This window comes from Kitasatospora sp. NPDC022785 (assembly GCF_055561295.1).
On record NZ_JBVHHB010000008.1, the window covers coordinates 135,898 to 153,102 of the forward strand.

The window sequence follows — 17,205 nt, forward strand, 5'->3', positions numbered from 1 at the left end:
GCCGCCTCCGCCCCGGCCAGGGGCGCCGCCGTACGGGCTTGCAGGACCACGCGTGGAGCTCATCCCAGTCCACCGGCGCGCGTGGCGCCGCCGCTGTCCCGGCCCCGCCGGGAGCGGTGCGCCGTGGGACCGTGCGCGGGTGCAGCGGCCGGCCAGCAGGGGACAGCGACCCCGGCCGCGACTGGACCAACGAGGTGGGGTGGCCGGCCTCCGGGGACGCCCGGAAGCCGGCCGCCGCACCCCGGCGCAACCCAGGCGCACACCGTTCACCGTCCCGCGCCGCTACGCGCGTCCCCGTGCGCTCCGGCCGGCACCACTACGCACCGTGATCATCGACGTGGCCTTCCCGGACCTCCCCGCGGGCCGCCGGGCGGCCCCCGGCAGACCTCCCCGAACCGGTCCGGCCGAAAATGGACTGTGCCGAATCATGCCGAATCGGTTGCAGAGCAAGCCCTTCGTCCAGCACGATGCTGCTTGGAAGAGGTTCTCCCGGTGGCCGAAGGCCCACTGCGGAGGCCCGGCCCGGTGCCGCCGAGACCCTTGGTGGCAACGATTGTCACCTCACGCTCCGTGAGCGAAGGCCCGGCGCAGCCATGCGCGCCGGACCGGCCGCACCGCGCGCGTGCGCGCCCCGCGCGACCGGCACACCCACGCCGGTGCTGCGACGGCGCGGTCCCAGAAGCCAACCGACAGGACGGCGCTCCTCCCCCGGCGCCGTCACCCCAGCACCGGCGCAGCCCTGACGCCGCGTGCTGAACGACAAAGGGCCCCGTTCCCCCGCGGGGCCCTTTGCCCTTCTCCGGGCCCGGTCGGGTCCTGGTCCGACCTCCTCGTCCAGGCCTTCTCCGGCCCCTGTCCGGGCCTTGTCCGGGGCCGGGCGCAGCGGGGTGACCGCTGCGGCGGGCGGGCGCCGGGACGACGCGAGGGGGGCGGGCCGCCGAGGCGCACGCCCCCCGGCTCGCTACGGCTCCTTGCGCCAGACGCTCGCGTCGGCGGCATCCCCACCGTCCCCGGGGGCGGCGGTGCCGGGGGCCGGCGGCTGCTGGTCGTGCGAGCCGATCACCTCGCTCACCCCCGCCACCTGACCCGGCAGCAGCGGCCCGCCCTCGTGCACCACGCCCGCGGGCGCGGCGTCCGCGTGCGCCGTCTCCCGGGGCACCGCTCCCGCGTACGCCGCACCCTCGTACGGGCCGCCCTGCGGCGGCACCGCTCCGAGGGGGCCGCCGGCCGAACCGCCGCGGACGGCCGCCAGCAGCGGCGGCACGGCCAGCGCGCCGACCGCCGCCCAGATCACGTTGGCCGCCAGCTGGGAGCCGAAGAGCAGACCGACCGAGAACTCGCGGTCGGCGCCCGTCCGCCCGCCCGAGGACCCGCTGCCCGACGTCGCCACGAAGCCGGCCACCGCCATGAGCAGGGTCAGCCCGGTCGCGTACACCACGGCGAGCCGGATCCGGTCGGCCGCGTCGAGCCGGCGGCGGTGGGCCGTCCAGCCGAGGTAGGCCGTCGCGGCGAGGGCGAGCAGCAGGGTCCACCGCCAGTCGGCGGTCTCGCCGTGCAGGTCGAAGAGCGAGAACTCGTCGCGCGGGCCGCTCGACCCGTAGCCCGGGCCGTCCCCGTCGTAGCCGCCGTAGCGGCTGCTGCCGTCGCCCGCCCGCAGGGTCGCACCCGAGCCCAGGCCGAGCAGGCTCAGGCCGAGGTTCGGCAGGAAGGCCACCGAGACACCGGTCGCCCACCCCTCGTCCTGGACGGCGACCAGCACGAACCCGACCAGCGCGCCGAGCCCGACCGACACCGCCGCCGCCCGGCCCGCGGCCAGCCCGGCCACCGCCCACCCGCGCACCGCGCGGTTGCGCCAGGCCGCCCAGCGCAGCGCGTCCGTCCCGTACACGGTGAAGGCGAGCAGCCCGGCCAGCAGCGCGCTCCAGCCGACCGCCTCCAGCCAGCCGGAGTCGGACCGGTACTCCACAGCCCCGTAGTAGTCGCTGAAGCTCGCCCCCCGGCCGTTCGACGGGGACCAGGCGGCGCCGCCGACCAGGCCCACCAGCAGGGTCGCCGCGGCCACCACCAGGGCGGTGCGGACCGCCTCGCCGGCCGCCTGCGCCCGGGTCTGCTGCGCACCGCTGCGGGCCTGGCGCAGGCGTACGCCGGCCCGCAGACCGAGCCAGAGCGCGAACAGCCAGAGCGCGGTGACCGTCATCGGCACCGTCCGCACCAGGAGCGACGGGCCGCTCTCCCCCCGGAACAGCCGGCCGCTGAGGCCGAGCTTGAAGGGTGCGCCGAGAGCGGCCAGCGCCATGGCCAGGGCGGTGCCGAACCGGTCGCCGAAGTCGGGCGAGTCGTAGAGGTAGCCGACGTTGTAGTCGCCCGGGATCGCGGCGATCAGCGCCGCCAGCAGCAGCACCGCGGTCGGCGCGATCACCGCCTTCACCGCCGGCCGCCAGTCCTCGCCGGTGAGCCACCGCAGCGCGGCGGGCTGCGCGGCGGCCGCGTCGTACGGCCGGCCGGTGCCCCAACTGCCCACCGTCGGCGGGACGGCGGGCGGTGCGTACCCGGGCCGGCCGGGCGCCGCGGCCGTCGGGTACCCCGGCGCGGACGGTGGCGGCGGGGGCAGCACGGGCGGGGTGAGCGGTGCCGGGGCTGGCGGGGGCGGCGCCAGCGGCCGCCCGCAGGACGCGCAGCCGAGCGCCCCTTCCGCCGAAGCCGCGCCGCACGATGCGCAGATGGCCATGGACCGTGATCCCCCCGTGAGAACAAGCCCCTGGGCCCCCCAGGGAGCCCGTTTATCCCATCGTGCGCGGACGGCTGTCAACCGGCCCCGGCGCGTCGCGGGCCTGTCCCGGCGAGGCGTCAGGGAGCCTGCGTGCCACGCCTCTTCGGCACCTCGGGGACGGCCAGCAGCGGCAGGCGCAGCGCACCGAAGGCCTCCTTCGGCACCGCCGGGCGCACCGGCGCCACCGACTCGACCCGCCGGTACGCCTCGCCGGGGGCCGGGCGCCGGTCGTCCTCGCCCTTGTTCGGCCACATCGACATGGCCCGCTCGGCCTGCGCGGTGATCGTCAGTGACGGGTTCACCCCGAGGTTGGCGGAGACCGCCGAGCCGTCCACCACGCTGATCCCGGGGTGGCCGAAAAGCCGGTGGTACGGGTCGACCACGCCGGTCTCGGCGGAGTCGCCGATCGGGCAGCCGCCGAGGAAGTGGGCGGTCATCGGGATGTCGAAGATCTCGCCGACGGTGCTGCCCGCGAAGCCGTTGATCTCGTCGGCCAGCGCCTGGGCGCCCTGCTCGGCGGCCGGGATCCAGGTCGGGTTGGGTGCGCCGTGCCCCTGGGTGGAGGTCAGCTGGCCCTTGCCGAGGCCCTTCTTCTTCAGCGAGACGGTGATCGAGTTGTCCAGCGACTGCATCACCAGGCCGATGATCGTCTTCTCCGACCAGCGGTGCTGGTTCATCGAGCGGGCGAAGGTCACCGGGTGCCGCACCGACGAGCCCAGGTAACGCAGCCAGCGCGGGCCCTTGCCGCCCCCCTTGACCTGCGCGATCGACAGCGCGCCCATCGCGTTGGAGCCCTTGCCGTAGCGCACCGGCTCGATGTGGGTGTTCGCGTCCGGGTGGATCGAGGAGGTGATCGCGACGCCCTTGGTGAAGTCCGTCCGGGCGCCGTACAGACGGTCGGTGGTCTGCGCGCCGACCAGCGCCTCGGAGTTGGTCCGGGTCAGCTCGCCCAGCCGGCCGGAGATCCGGGGCAGGTGGCCGCCGTCGCGCATCCGGTGCAGCAGCGACTGGGTGCCGTAGGTGCCGGCCGCGATCACCACCCGGCCGGCGGTGATGGTCCGCGCCCCCGCCTTCACCGGGTCGGTGGTGGAGCGGGCGTCGGTCCGGCGGACGTCCACCTTGAAGCCCTGCGTGCCGCCGGCGCCGGTGTGCTCGCGGATCCGGGCCACCGTGGTGAGCGGGTGGATCTCGGCGCCGCCGCGCTCGGCCAGGTGGAGGTAGTTCTCGGTGAGCATGTTCTTGGCGCCGTGCCGGCAGCCGGTCATGCACTCGCCGCACTCCACGCAGGCCCGCCGCGCGGGGCCGGCGCCGCCGAAGTACGGGTCCGGGATCTCGTCGCCGGGCGCCGCCTCAGCCGCGCCCCCGGCGTCCTTGCCGTCACCGAAGAAGACCCCGACCGGCGCCATGTGGAAGGTGTCCCCGACGCCCATCTTCTCGGCCGCCGCCCGCAGATGGACGTCGGACGGGGTCATGGTCGGGTTGAGCCGGACGCCCAGCATCCGCTGCGCCTGGTCGTAGAACGGCGCCAACTCCTCCTGCCAGTCGGTGATGTGCGCCCACTGGCGGTCCTCGAAGAACGGCTTCGGCGGCACGTAGAGGGTGTTGGCGTAGTTCAGCGAGCCGCCGCCGACGCCGGCGCCCGCCAGGATCAGCACATTGGCCAGCAGGTGGATCCGCTGGATGCCGTACAGGCCGAGCTTGGGCGCCCACAGGTACTTCGCCAGGTCCCAGGAGTTCTTGGGCAGTTCGTCGCGCTCGAAGCGCCGCCCGGCCTCCAGGACGGCGACCCGGTAGCCCTTCTCGGTCAGCCGCAGCGCGGAGACCGACCCACCGAAGCCCGAGCCGATCACGACCACGTCGTAGTCGAACTCCGCCTCATCGCGGGACCCCACCATGTGCCACTGCTCCTTCGGGAAAAGAACTGACGTCGGGACGGACTGCCGTGAGCCGTCGGCTACTTGAAGCGCAGCGCCTTCAGCACCCGCAGGCCGCCGGTGAACACCGCGGCGAACTGCTTGTCGTCCAGCCCGAACGAGGGCGCGAGCGGCATCAGCCGCTGGCTGGCGACGGTCTGCGCCTCGGTGAACCGCAGGATGCCCTCGGCGCCGTGCCGCCGGCCGAGCCCGGACTCGCCCATGCCGCCCATCGGCGCGCCGACCGAGCCGTACGCCGCCGCGTAGGCCTCGTTGACGTTGACCGTGCCGGTGCGCAGCCGGGCCGCGACCGCCCGGCCGCGCCGCAGGTCCTTCGTCCAGACGCTGGAGTTGAGCCCGTACGGGGTGGAGTTGGCGGCGGCCACCGCCGCGTCCTCGGTGTCGAAGCGGTAGACCGAGACCACCGGGCCGAAGGTCTCCTCGCTGCAGACCGCCATCTCCGGGGTGACGCCGTCCAGGATGGTCGGCTCGTAGAAGAACGGGCCGAGATCCGGCCGGGGCCGGCCGCCGGTGACCACGGTGGCACCGGCCTTGACCGCCTCGTCCACGTGACGGGTGGTGGTGTCCAGCTGCCGGACGGAGACCAGCGAGCCCATGTCGGCGCCGTACGCGAGGCCGCCGCCGAGGCGCAGGGCGCGGGTCCGCTCGGCGAACTTCGCCAGGAACTCGTCCGCCACCGAGCGGTGCACCAGCAGCCGTTCGATCGAGATGCAGAGCTGGCCGGCCGAGGAGAAGCAGGCCCGGACGGCGCCCTCGGCGGCCCGGTCGAGGTCGGCGTCGGCCAGCACCAGCATGGCGTTCTTGCCGCCGAGTTCGAGCGAGACGCCGACCAGCCGGGCGGCGGCGCGCTGGGCGACCTCGCGGCCGGTCCGGGTGGAGCCGGTGAACGAGACGTAGTCGGCGTGCTCGACCACGGCCGGGCCGATCACCGGACCGTCGCCGATCACGACCTGCCAGAGGTCGGCCGGCAGCCCGGCCTCGATCAGCAGCTCGCGGGCCCAGAGCGCGGTCAGCGCGGTCTGCGTGTCCGGCTTGTTGACCACCGCGTTGCCGGCCACGAAGGCGGGCAGCGCGTCGCCGATGCACAGCTCCAGCGGGTAGTTCCACGGCGAGATGTGCCCGACCACGCCCTTGGGGCGGCGGGCCTCGATCGCCTGGGTGAGCAGCGGCAGCGCGCCGCCGCGCCGCTTGTCGCGCAGGTAGCCGTGCGCGGCGCGCCCGTAGTGCCGGGCGGCCATGGCGACGGCCAGCACCTCCTCGAAGGCGTGCAGCCGGGCCTTGCCGGTCTCGGCCTGGATCAGGTCGAGCACCTCGTCCTGGCGCTTCAGCAGCAGGTCGTGGAAGCGCAGCAGGACGGCGGCGCGACGGCGCACCGGCAGCGCGGCCCAGGCCGGCTGGGCGCGACGGGCCAGCTCGAAGGCGACCTCGACGTCGGCCGGGGTGGACTGCGGCAGGCCGGCCAGCCGCTCGCCGGTCAGCGGGGCGACGGTCTCCACCAGGCTGGGCTCGCCGGTCGCGGTGATCCCGCCGGCCAGGCGGGTGACCAGCGACGACGGGACGGCCGCGGCGACCGTGCGGCCGCCTCCGGGGGCGGCGGGGTTGCGGTCCGCCGCGCCTGCACCGGGCTGCTGGAGGGCCGAGGCATCTGCTGTGAGGTCCGTCATACGGCGCAGCCTAGGCGCTCGGCGGCCGGTTCGGTACCCGTGGGTAACAAGAAACTCCGAGTGGCCCACCCGGCCGGCCGGTCACCGGCTCGGCGCTTCTCGACGGCTCGGCAGCTCGGCGCTTCTCCGGGCCAGCGGGTCAGCGCTTCTCGGCGGCTCAGCGGGTCGGCGCTTCTCCGGGCCAGCGGGTCAGCGCTTCTCGGCGGCTCAGCGGGTCGGGGTGAAGTGACCGAGCACCGCGTTGAACCGCTGCTCCCCCTCCGGCCAGTCCTTGTCCGTCTCCGGGCAGGACAGGTAGATGGCGTAGCCGGTCCCGTCGTCGTCGATGAACTCCGCCTCGATCGCCCGCCGCCGGCCCCCCTCCTTGGCCGCGTAGCTGAACTCCCAGACCGCGGCGTCGTGGCCGTTCACCAGGACGCTGGTCAGCTTGTGCTGGCGGTACTCCTTCAGCTTGGAGACGGTGGTCTCCATCTGCCGCATGTGGTCCAGCGGCTTGACCGACTGGCCGACGGTGACGGCGAACTGGAGGTAGTGCGTCTTGTTGTCCGGGCTGTAGAAGATCTGGTTGGCGGTGTCGGTGCTGCGCTGCCAGGCCGGGGTGGCCACCGGCAGCGGGAAGCGGAAGCCCGCCGGGTCGTCCACCCAGCGGTAGCCGGTGGGCGCGGGGTCCGCGTCGCCGGACGCGGTGGGCTGCGGACCGCCGGTGGCGGTCGGGGTGGGGTCGGCGACCGGGGTGCCGGAGTGCCGGGTCACCAGGAAGGTCGCCCCCGCGGCCAGCACGGCGACGCCCAGCCCGATCGCGGCGATCCGCAGCACGTTGCGGCGTCCGGCCGGGCCGCGCGCGGGCGCGACGGGGTGCACCACCAGCGCGGGCCGCCCGGCGGGCGGCCCCACGGCGGCGGCTGCGGCGCCCACGGCGAGGGCTCCGGCGTCCGCCGCGGTGGCGGACGGCGCCGCCGGCGGTGCGACCGCACCGGGCGTCGTCTCCGGCTCGGAGTCAGGCTCCGGCCCGGGCGCCTCGGTCCGGTCCACCACCGGCACCGACTGGGTCGGCGTCTTCACCGGCGCGACCGGCTTGAAGCCCATGGTGTGCCCGGCCTGCACCTCGGCCAGCATGCGGGCCGCCTCGTCCGCGGTCGGCCGCTCGGCCGGGTCCTTGGCCATCAGCGCGGCGAGCACCGGCCCCAGCGCCCCCGCCCGGCGCGGCTCCGGCAGCGGATCGCCGACCACCGCGGCCAGCGTGGTCAGCGGCGACGTCCGGCGGAACGGCGACTGGCCCTCCACCGCCGCGTACAGCGTCGCCCCGAGGCCCCAGAGGTCGGAGGCCGGGCCCGGGCGGTCTCCCTGGGCGCGCTCGGGCGCCAGGTAGTCCGGCGAGCCGACCAGGTCACCGGGCCGGGTCAGCTCGGCCGAGCCCTCGTACGTCGCGATGCCGAAGTCGAGCAGGACCACCCGCCCGGTGCCGCGCTCCAGCAGCACGTTGGCCGGCTTCACGTCCCGGTGCAGCACACCCAGCTGGTGGCCCCGGTGCAGCGCTGCCAGCACCTGGCTGCCGACCTCGGCGGCGGCCCGCGGCTGCAGCGTGCCGTCCTGGCTGATCACGTCGGCCAGCGAGCGGCCGTCGACCAGCTCCATCACGATCCACGGCCGGCCGTCCTGCTCCAGCACGTCGTGCACGGTGATCACGCCGGGGTGCTTGATCCGGGCGGCCGCGCTGGCCTCCCGCTTCATCCGGGCGTGCAGGATCTGCAGCTCCTCCTCCGGGAGGTGGCTGACGGTCAGCTCCTTGACGGCGACCTCGCGGTCCAGCATCCGGTCCCAGGCCCGCCAGACCGTGCCCATGCCGCCGCGGCCCAGCCGGTCGCCCAGCTCGTAGCGTCCGGCCAGCAGCCGCTCCGCCTCGGCCGCCTCCGGCCGGTCCTGCACGCTCATCGGCGACCGCTCCCCCTCATTCACCTGCCGTCACCTCGACGGAGGGCCGGTGCAGACCATTTTTCGAACAGATCCCACGCACACATTAGGCGCCCCGCCCGCACCCCGGTAATCTCCCCCGCCCGTCCGGCCGGCGGGACGGCCCCGACAGGCACCGTCAGCCTGCGAACATCAGGCCGCGAACACCGGGGCCGCCACCATCAACCCGCGAACACCACGACGGCGACCACCCCGAGCACCAGCAGCAGGAAGACCCCGCCCACCAGCACCGGTCCGAGCAGCGCCGGCGGTATCAACGGACGCCGGACCGGCTCCGGCCCCGCGCCCGCCGCGACCGGCTCCGGGGCCGGCCCGCCCCGGCCGCGCCGACGCGGCGTCAGCGGCACCAGCGGCCCCTCCGGCCGCAACTCCAGCGCCCGCGCCGACCGCTCCTCGTCGGCCGGCTCCGGCGCACCCGCCAGGAGGCCTGCCAGCTCCCGCTGGACGGCCTCCGCGGTAGGACGCAGCGCGGGGTCGGGCTGGAGCAGCCGCTCCACCAGCGGCGCCAGCGGCCCGCACACCACCGACGGCTCCCGCCGGCCGTCCCGTACCGCCGTGACCAGCTCCGGCACACCGTGGTCCGGGAACGGCGAGCGGCCGGTCACCAGCCGCTGCACCAGCACCCCCAGCGCCCAGCAGTCCCCCGCCGGGCCGCCGTCCAGCGGCCAGCGCTCCGCCACCGGACCGACCAGGGTGGCCCGCACGTCGTACCGGCGGCGCCCGCCGGGCCCGCCCAGCTCCTCGGCCAGCGCCTCCTCGGCCACCCCCGGGAGCAGTCCGCCCAGCAGCGCCGCACCGTCCTCGCAGACCAGCACCGACGCGGTGGTCAGATTGCCGTGCGCGAGCCCGGCCTCGTGCAGGGCCCGCAGCGCACCGGCCAGGTCGGCCGCCAACTCGGCCGCCCGGTACGGCGGGACCGGCCCGGCCGCGACCAGCTCGGCCAGCGGCACCCCGGCCGGCCGTTCCTCGACCGTCCAGAGCAGATCGCCCTCGACGAAGGCCCCCGCCCCCTGCAACAGCCTGGGGTGCGAAGGCGCCGTCGACCCGGCCGCCGCCACCCGGCGGACCAGCCGCTCGCCCTGCTCGGGGACCGGCTCATCCGGATCGTGACCGCTCGTCAGCAACGCCGGCAGCTCCAGGCCGCGCAGCAGGACCGCACCCCCGGTCACCTCGTCCACGGCGGAGGCGCGCAGCGCCTCCGGACGGTCCGTCAGCCGGTAACGCCCTGCCAGCACCTGACCCGGACCCGCTCGCATGCGTGTTCCTCTCGCTCGCGCCCCAGCCTAGGGCGTGCGCATTACGCTCGGTCCCATGGACTGGACCGATCTGATCGAGGCGGCCTTCGACGTGGCCGGCAACAGCAACAGTGACACCCGGGCGCAGGCCCTGCGCACCGTCGAGGCGAACGTGGCCCCCGAGGAGAGGCCGGTCGCGTCCACGGCGGGGCGCCATCCCGACCATTTCCGCAAGGGCGTCCTGGTCCTCACCACGCACCGGCTGCTGTTCCTGAAGGACGGAAAACCGCCCGTCCCGGTTCCGCTTTCCGCGGTCACCGACGCGACCGTCGCCAAGTCCCGGATCAACGGCGAGGTGCTGCTGGTGGTCGCCCTCACCGGCTCGCACCGGTTCGAGGACGTGGTGAAGGGCGAGGTGTTCGCCGAGCAGATCCGGGCCGCCGCCCGGCTGGCCCGGACCGCCGCACAGAAGGCGCCGGCCAGGCCGGACGCCGCGCCCGCCGCCTCCGGCACCGAGCTGCTGGACCAGCTGGAACGCCTCGCCGCCCTGCGCACCGCCGGGGCGCTCACCGACGAGGAGTTCGGCCGCGCCAAGCAGCGCCTGATCGGCTGAGCCCGCCGGGAGGCCCCGCGGGCCCTCCTACGGCGCGGGCTGGAAGGAGTCGAAGGCGGTCTGGCGGGCCTGGGCGTTCGCCGGGGCGCTCCAGTCCGCGTCGGGGGTGATCCAGTAGATCGCGTAGCCGTACTTGGCGGGCGTGCCGGTGACGAAGCCCCGGTTGAGCGAGTGCGTCCGGGGGTTGCCGCTGATCCACTCCCAGTCGGCGGCGTTGGTCCACTCGCGGTAGGCGACGGCCTGCAGCTGCACGCGCTGGTAGTTGGAGACCTGGGCGCGCAGCCCGGGCTCGGACTCCTGCCAGTCGGCCACGGCACTCGCACCGGGGCTGGTGGTCCATTCGATCTTCAGGGTGCTGCCGTTGCCCTTGAAGGTGCGGCGGGTCGCCTCCGAGCCGGCCGGCTGGAGCCAGTCCGGCAGCACGACCGAGAAGCCGGTCGGGTCCTTGTACTCGTGGAAGCCGGCGGGCACGGCCGGGCCCGCCGGCGTGCCGGGAGCGGGCGTGACGGGAACCGGCAGGGCGGCTGCCGGGGTGCTCGGCGCCGCGGCGGTCGGTGCCGGGGCCGCCGCGCCGGTCGGCGCGGTCGCCGGGGTTCCGGTCGTCGGGGTTCCGGTCGCCGGCGCGCCGGTCGCCGGCGCGCCGGTCGCCGCCGGGCTCGCCGGGCCGCCCGCCGGGGCCGTGGCCACCGCGCCCTCCCCCTCCGGGGAGGTGGTGCCCGCCACCGGGGCGGGGCTGCCCGCGCCCTTGGCCGGCGGGTGGTCGGAGCCGCCGACGGCCTGGATCACCGCGACCACCCCGGCGATCAGCACCAGGACCAGGACCACGGTGACCACGGCGAGGCGCCGCCGTCCCGTGCGCGGGTCGGCACCGGCCGCCTGGGTCGCGCCCAGGGTCCACTCGCTGGTGACCGGCTTGATCGGGTCGGGGGCCGGCGCGCCGGCCCCGGCGGTTGCGGGCTTCTCCGCCGCCGCGGCGTCCTTGGCGGCCCCGGTCTCCCCGGTGACCGCGGCGTCCTTGGCCCGGCTCCCGACCCGGACGGTGCCGAGCAGCCCGCCGACCGGACGCTTCCCGGCCGGCTTCCCGGCGGCCGGCGTCTGCGCGGCCTGCTTCTCCGCGGCCGCGGCCACGGCCGCCTCGCCCTTGGCCTTCGCCGCGCCCTTGCTCTCCCCCGCCGACGGCTTCACCGGCATCGCGTGCTCGGTGGTCGACTCCGCCCGCGCGGTGGCGTCGGCCACCACCCGCTTCAGCATCGACCGCGTCTGCGAGGCGTCCAGCCGCTCGCCCGGGTCCTTCTCCAGCAGTCCCTCGATCACCGGCTTGAGCGGCCCGGCGTTCAGCGGCGTGCTGAGCTCCTCGGTCATCACCGCCGTCAGGGTGGCCAGCGCCGAGCCCCGGTCGTACGGCGGCCGGCCCTCGACCATCGCGTACAGCGTGCCGCCCAGCGACCAGAGGTCGGCCGGCGGGCCGGGCTTCTGCCCGCGGGCCCGCTCGGGGGATATGTACGAGGGCGCGCCGACCAGCATCCCGGTGGAGGTCACCGAGGCGTCGCCCTCCACGCTGGCGATGCCGAAGTCGGTGAGCACCACCCGGCCGTCCTCGCCGATCAGCACGTTGGACGGCTTCACGTCGCGGTGCAGGATGCCGAGCGCGTGCGCGGCGACCAGCACGCCCAGCACGTCGAGCGCGATCTCGGCGGCCCGGGCGGGCGCCAGCGGCCCGTCCTCCTTGATCACGTCCGCCAGCGAGCGGGACTCGACCAGCTCCATGACGATCCACGGCCGGTCGTCCTCCTCGACCACGTCGAAGACGGTGACCGCCGAGCCGTGACGGATCCTCGCCGTCGCCTTGGCCTCGCGCAGCGTACGGACGATCAGCCGGTGCTTCTCGTCCTCGTCGACGCTGCCGTTCATCCGCAGTTCCTTGACCGCGACGATCCGGCCCAGCATCTCGTCCTCGGCGCGCCAGACGGTGCCCATACCGCCGCGCCCGAGCACCGCGTCCAACCGGTAGCGTCCGGCCAGGAGGCGGCCGGTGGAACCCTGCGCCTGGGTCATTCGGAACGTTCCCCCATGTGGTGCTGGCCGGTCGAGGTGACGGCGCGTCGGCCCGACGCCGGGCCCGAACGCCAAGCCTCCATCATCCCCTGTCCCCGGGGCCCGCGGCCACCCGCCCCCCGGCCACCCCGGTGACGGCCCGGCCGAACGCGGCCGCTCCGTGCCCGATCTGTGATCGAAAACTCTGTTCGGCCGGCCCGGAGCGCTGCTAACGTTCGGCCGCTCACAGTCTTTTCCGGGGGGATTCGACGCCCATGACCGCACCCGCACCCGGCGCTGACGGCCACTCGGAACGGCCGCGAACGGCCCGGCACTTCTCCGTGGCGCCCGAGCGGGAGGTACCGGAGGGCTATGTCGCCCCCGGCATGCCCGGCGCCCCGGTGACCGGCTACCGGCCGGAGCCCGAGCACGCCGACGGGCCGGCGCGCCGTCGCCGGACCGGCACCGCCGTCGCGGCGGCCGTCGTCGCGATGCTGGCCGGCGCGCTCGCGTACGGCGCCGCCCTGGCCCGGGTCGAGGGCAGCATCGGCTGGCTGGCCATCGCCCTGGCCGCCGCCGTCGCCTGGCCGCTCGGCCGGCTCGGCGGCCGCAGCCGCGCGCTGCCCCCGCTGGGCGCGCTGCTGGCGGCCGGAGCGCTCTTCCTCGGCCAGCTGCTCGGCCAGACGCTGCGCCTGCACGACCTTGCCGGCACCCCGTACGGCGAGCTGCTCGGCGACGCCCTCCGGCTCTGGCGCGCCGACCGGCACCCGCTGGACCTCGTCTTCTACGGCATCGCCGCGATCGGCGGCTTCCTGCTCACCCGCCGCACGGCCACCCCCAGCTGAGGCCGGACGCGACAGGGCCCCCGCCGGACGGTGATCCGGCGGGGGCCCTGGTCCGTCACGGCACGGCGGCTCAGCGGTGGTTGAGCGCCGGGTTGACCGTGACCTCGACCCGCTGGAACTCCTTGAGCTCCGTGTAGCCGGTGGTGGCCATCGCCCGGCGCAGCGCGCCGAACAGGTTCATGGTGCCGTCGGGGGTGTGCGACGGACCGGCGAGGATCTCCTCGGTGGTGCCGACGGTGCCGAGGTCCACCCGCTTGCCGCGCGGCAGCTCCTCGTGCACGGCCTCCATGCCCCAGTGGAAGCCCTTGCCGGGCGCGTCGGTGGCACGGGCCAGCGCGGCACCGATCATCACCGCGTCGGCGCCGCAGGCGACGGCCTTCGGGATGTCGCCGCTGTAGCCGACGCCACCGTCCGCGATCACGTGCACGTAGCGGCCGCCGGACTCGTCCATGTAGTCGCGGCGGGCCGCGGCCACGTCGGCGACGGCGGTGGCCATCGGCACCTGGATGCCCAGGACGTTGCGGGTGGTGTGGGCGGCGCCGCCGCCGAAGCCGACCAGCACGCCGGCCGCGCCGGTGCGCATCAGGTGCAGCGCGGCGGTGTAGGTGGCACAGCCGCCGACGATGACCGGGACGTCCAGCTCGTAGATGAACTGCTTGAGGTTGAGCGGCTCGGCGGCGCCGGAGACGTGCTCGGCGGAGACGGTGGTGCCCCGGATGACGAAGACGTCGACGCCGGCGTCCACGACGGCCTTGGAGAACTCGGCGGTGCGCTGCGGCGAGAGCGCGGCGGCGGTGACCACACCGGAGTCGCGGACCTCCTGGATCCGCTGCTTGATCAGCTCGGCCCGGATCGGGGCGGCGTAGATCTCCTGCAGGCGGCGGGTCGCGGCGGCCTCGTCCTCCAGCGTGGCGATCTCGTCCAGCAGCGGCTGCGGGTCCTCGTAGCGGGTCCAGAGGCCTTCCAGGTTGAGCACGCCCAGGCCACCGAGGCGGCCGATGGCGATGGCCTGCTGCGGGGAGACCACGCTGTCCATGGGGGCGGCCAGGAACGGCAGCTCGAAACGGTAGGCGTCGATCTGCCAGGCGATCGAGACCTCCTTCGGGTCACGCGTACGCCGGCTGGGGACGACGGCGATGTCGTCGAATGCGTACGCCCGGCGGCCGCGCTTGCCTCGCCCGATCTCGATCTCAGTCACTTCGTTCGAGCCCTTCTGGTTTGTTGCTCATGCCCGCCGGGTCACCCCGGCCGCCCCCAGTATCCCGCACCCGCCCGTCGGCGCGCCGCGACGGCCCGCCCCCCGGACACGCACGAGGGACCCGCCGCTCGGAAGCGGCGGGTCCCTCGACGGACGACGGCGTCAGCGGCTGGTGTAGTTCGGCGCCTCGACGGTCATCTGGATGTCGTGCGGGTGGCTCTCCTTGAGGCCCGCCGAGGTGATCCGGACGAAGCGGCCCTTGCTCTCCATCTCCGCGACGGTGGCGGCACCGACGTAGCCCATGGTCTGGCGCAGGCCGCCGACCAGCTGGTACAGCACGGCCGACAGCGGGCCGCGGTACGGCACCTGGCCCTCGATGCCCTCGGCGATCAGCTTCTCGTCCGAGGTGACCTCGCCCTGGAAGTACCGGTCCTTGGAGAAGGACTTCGCCTGTCCGCGCGTCTGCATCGCGCCCAGCGAGCCCATGCCGCGGTAGGACTTGAACTGCTTGCCGTTGATGAACAGCAGCTCGCCGGGCGACTCCTCGCAGCCGGCCAGCAGCGAACCCAGCATCACGGTGTCGGCACCGGCGGCGAGCGCCTTGCCGATGTCGCCCGAGTACTGCAGGCCGCCGTCGCCGATGACCGGCACGCCGGCCGCCTGGCAGGCGAGCGCGGCCTCGTAGATCGCGGTGACCTGCGGGACGCCGATGCCGGCGACCACACGGGTGGTGCAGATCGAGCCGGGGCCGACGCCGACCTTGACGCCGTCCACGCCGGCGTCGATCAGCGCCTGGGCGCCGTCGCGGGTGGCGACGTTGCCGCCGACCACGTCGACGCCGACGGCCGCCTTGATCTTGGCGATCCAGGCCAGCGCGTTGTGGCTGTGGCCGTGCGAGGTGTCCACGACCAGGAAGTCGACGCCCGCCTCGACCAGGGCCTGGGCCCGGTCGAACGCCTCGGCGCTGGCGCCCACGGCGGCGCCGACCAGCAGGCGGCCCTCGGCGTCCTTGGCGGCGTTCGGGTACTTCTCGGCCTTGACGAAGTCCTTGACGGTGATCAGGCCCTTGATCCGGCCCTCGTCGTCGACCAGCGGGAGCTTCTCGATCTTGTGGCGGCGGAGCAGGCCGATCGCGTCCTCGCCGGAGATGCCGACCTTGCCGGTGATCAGCGGCATCGGGGTCATGATCTCGCGGACCTGGCGGCTGCGGTCCGACTCGAAGGCCATGTCGCGGTTGGTGACGATGCCGAGCAGCTTGCCCGCCTCGTCCGCGATCGGCACGCCGCTGATCCGGAACTTGGCACAGAGCGCGTCGGCCTCGGCCAGGGTGGTCTCCGGGCCGACCGTGATCGGGTCGGTGACCATGCCGGACTCGGAGCGCTTCACCAGGTCGACCTGGTTGGCCTGGTCCTCGACGGACAGGTTGCGGTGCAGCACGCCCACGCCGCCCTGGCGGGCCATCGCGATCGCCATCCGCGACTCGGTGACCTTGTCCATCGCCGCGGAGAGCAGCGGGATGTTGACGCGCACGTTCCGGGAGACCCGCGAGGAGGTGTCGACCTGGTTCGGCAGCACCTCGGAGGCCCCGGGCAGCAGCAGCACGTCGTCGTACGTGAGCCCGAGCATCGCGAACTTCTCGGGTACGCCTGCGGCGTTGTAGGACATTTGGGGGTACCTTCCGTGGCCGGCCTATTCCGCTCGCGCCCTGAGGGTGGGGGCGCTGTCATCGCTCACTCGCTCAGGCCGCCGAAAGCTCGGTGCCGTTGGAGGAACCTCCAGGGGAACCCCGCTCGCACCCACGAAACTTTGGCAACCCGCCCAGGCGCCGATACCCCATGGTACTGGCACCACGAATGTGCACTCGTGTGCCCTTGACAACACCCGGCACCCATGAGCCATTCCGGCGCGGGCGGGCCGGGGCCGGGATCAGGAGGATTCCTCCGCGAGCGCCCGCAGCCGGCTGAGCGCGCGGTGCTGGGCGACCCGGACGGCGCCGGGCGACATCCCGAGCACCTCGCCGGTCTCCTCCGCCGACAGCCCGGCGGCCACCCGCAGCAGCACCAGCTCACGCTGACGGGCCGGCAGGTTGGAGAGGAGCTCCTTGGCCCAGGCGGCGTCACTGCTCAGCAGCGCCCGCTCCTCCGGGCCGAGCGCCTCGTCCGGCACCTCCGGCAGGTCGTCCTGCGGGACGACGGTCGAGCCGGGCCCGCGCATCGCGGCCCGCTGCAGGTCGGCGATCTTGTGGGCGGCGATGCCGTAGACGAAGGCCTCGAACGGCCGCCCCTGGTCCCGGTAACGCGGCAGCGCGCAGAGCACCGCCACGCAGACCTCCTGGGCGACGTCGTCCACGTGGTGGCGGGCCCCGCCGGGCAGCCGGACCAGCCGGCCGCGGCAGTACCGCAACGCCAGCGGGTGGACGTAGGCGAGCAGCGCGTCGATCGCCGGGCCCTCGCCGCGGACGGCGGCCGCGACCAGCTCGCCGACCAGGGGGGAGCTGCCGGTACCGAGCACCGGCGCCCGGCCGATGCCGGCCCGGATGCCCGCCTCGCCGGCGCCCGTGTCCTCACCGGCTCCGTGGCCGGGCTCACCGTCACCGGGATCCGTGTACGACGGAGTGCCCGGGCCGGAGGGCTCGGCCTCCACCGGGTCCGCCTCGCCGGTAGCACCGGCAACGTCGTCACGCATCGGTCCATGGTGCCTGGTCGAACGGGAAAACGCGGCACCGCGTCCGGAGTTGTGCACCGGAACGTTATGCGGTGCGGCACCGGGCACCGCGCCACCGCGCACCACCGGCCCCTCCTGCACCGTGCCGCCTCCCGCCCCGCCGCCGTCAGTGGTCCCGTCCGTAGCGCCGTCCACCGAGTGTCCTGCGGCTTCGTGGTCCGCCGCAGTGCCTGTCCGCTGGTCCCCGAGGTGCTCCACTACTCCATGGTGCAACCTC

General features: G+C 75.0%; 11 protein-coding genes. 2 read left to right on the forward strand and 9 right to left on the reverse strand.

All coding sequences use genetic code 11. The features are described from left to right. Positions 1-961: 961 nt before the first annotated feature. The 5 genes from ACZ3YO_RS15535 to ACZ3YO_RS15555 form a co-directional block, all read right to left on the reverse strand. On the reverse strand, positions 962-2,728 hold the full coding sequence (locus ACZ3YO_RS15535; RefSeq protein ID WP_465569437.1) for a hypothetical protein: 1,767 nt from the start codon (positions 2,726-2,728) through the stop codon (positions 962-964). Positions 2,729-2,847: 119 nt separating this feature from the next. Then, positions 2,848-4,665 (reverse strand): GMC oxidoreductase, encoded by a 1,818-nt coding sequence (locus ACZ3YO_RS15540; protein WP_465569439.1) that lies wholly within the window; start codon positions 4,663-4,665, stop codon positions 2,848-2,850. A 59-nt stretch (positions 4,666-4,724) separates the two neighbouring features. Beyond that, on the reverse strand, positions 4,725-6,368 hold the full coding sequence (locus ACZ3YO_RS15545) for a succinic semialdehyde dehydrogenase (protein WP_465548828.1): 1,644 nt from the start codon (positions 6,366-6,368) through the stop codon (positions 4,725-4,727). A 207-nt stretch (positions 6,369-6,575) separates the two neighbouring features. Continuing rightward, positions 6,576-8,300 (reverse strand): serine/threonine-protein kinase, encoded by a 1,725-nt coding sequence (locus ACZ3YO_RS15550; RefSeq protein ID WP_465569441.1) that lies wholly within the window; start codon positions 8,298-8,300, stop codon positions 6,576-6,578. A 200-nt stretch (positions 8,301-8,500) separates the two neighbouring features. Continuing rightward, complete coding sequence (locus ACZ3YO_RS15555; protein ID WP_465569443.1) at positions 8,501-9,595, reverse strand: protein kinase domain-containing protein; 1,095 nt, start codon at positions 9,593-9,595, stop codon at positions 8,501-8,503. Positions 9,596-9,650: 55 nt separating this feature from the next. Between ACZ3YO_RS15555 and ACZ3YO_RS15560 the strand changes: the two genes are divergently transcribed. After that, positions 9,651-10,187, forward strand: coding sequence for an SHOCT domain-containing protein (locus ACZ3YO_RS15560; RefSeq protein ID WP_465569444.1), 537 nt, complete (start codon positions 9,651-9,653; stop codon positions 10,185-10,187). Between the two features lie 27 nt (positions 10,188-10,214). On the opposite strand, the gene ACZ3YO_RS15565 is transcribed toward ACZ3YO_RS15560, so the two are convergent. Beyond that, positions 10,215-12,242 (reverse strand): serine/threonine-protein kinase, encoded by a 2,028-nt coding sequence (locus ACZ3YO_RS15565; protein ID WP_465569446.1) that lies wholly within the window; start codon positions 12,240-12,242, stop codon positions 10,215-10,217. A 254-nt stretch (positions 12,243-12,496) separates the two neighbouring features. Between ACZ3YO_RS15565 and ACZ3YO_RS15570 the strand changes: the two genes are divergently transcribed. Then, complete coding sequence (locus ACZ3YO_RS15570) at positions 12,497-13,066, forward strand: hypothetical protein (protein ID WP_465569448.1); 570 nt, start codon at positions 12,497-12,499, stop codon at positions 13,064-13,066. Between the two features lie 70 nt (positions 13,067-13,136). Here the strand turns inward: ACZ3YO_RS15570 and ACZ3YO_RS15575 are convergent, their stop codons facing one another. The 3 genes from ACZ3YO_RS15575 to shbA all read right to left on the reverse strand — a co-directional run bounded on the left by ACZ3YO_RS15575 (position 13,137) and on the right by shbA (position 16,775). Further along, the gene (locus tag ACZ3YO_RS15575) at positions 13,137-14,264 is read right to left on the reverse strand and encodes a GuaB3 family IMP dehydrogenase-related protein (protein WP_465569450.1); all 1,128 of its coding nucleotides are present in this window, start codon (positions 14,262-14,264) and stop codon (positions 13,137-13,139) included. Between the two features lie 162 nt (positions 14,265-14,426). Next, complete coding sequence (gene guaB / locus ACZ3YO_RS15580; protein ID WP_396321436.1) at positions 14,427-15,929, reverse strand: IMP dehydrogenase; 1,503 nt, start codon at positions 15,927-15,929, stop codon at positions 14,427-14,429. Between the two features lie 261 nt (positions 15,930-16,190). Next, complete coding sequence (gene shbA, locus ACZ3YO_RS15585) at positions 16,191-16,775, reverse strand: RNA polymerase sigma factor ShbA (RefSeq protein WP_465548970.1); 585 nt, start codon at positions 16,773-16,775, stop codon at positions 16,191-16,193. Positions 16,776-17,205: the final 430 nt, after the last annotated feature.

Coding starts and splice junctions, on each gene's coding strand:
- ACZ3YO_RS15535 (WP_465569437.1), bottom strand. CDS start 2,728: ATGGCCATCTGCGCATCGTGCGGCGCGGCTTCGGCGGAAGGGGCGCTC.
- ACZ3YO_RS15540 (WP_465569439.1), bottom strand. CDS start 4,665: ATGGTGGGGTCCCGCGATGAGGCGGAGTTCGACTACGACGTGGTCGTG.
- ACZ3YO_RS15545 (WP_465548828.1), bottom strand. CDS start 6,368: ATGACGGACCTCACAGCAGATGCCTCGGCCCTCCAGCAGCCCGGTGCA.
- ACZ3YO_RS15550 (WP_465569441.1), bottom strand. CDS start 8,300: ATGAGCGTGCAGGACCGGCCGGAGGCGGCCGAGGCGGAGCGGCTGCTG.
- ACZ3YO_RS15555 (WP_465569443.1), bottom strand. CDS start 9,595: ATGCGAGCGGGTCCGGGTCAGGTGCTGGCAGGGCGTTACCGGCTGACG.
- ACZ3YO_RS15560 (WP_465569444.1), top strand. CDS start 9,651: ATGGACTGGACCGATCTGATCGAGGCGGCCTTCGACGTGGCCGGCAAC.
- ACZ3YO_RS15565 (WP_465569446.1), bottom strand. CDS start 12,242: ATGACCCAGGCGCAGGGTTCCACCGGCCGCCTCCTGGCCGGACGCTAC.
- ACZ3YO_RS15570 (WP_465569448.1), top strand. CDS start 12,497: ATGACCGCACCCGCACCCGGCGCTGACGGCCACTCGGAACGGCCGCGA.
- guaB (WP_396321436.1), bottom strand. CDS start 15,929: ATGTCCTACAACGCCGCAGGCGTACCCGAGAAGTTCGCGATGCTCGGG.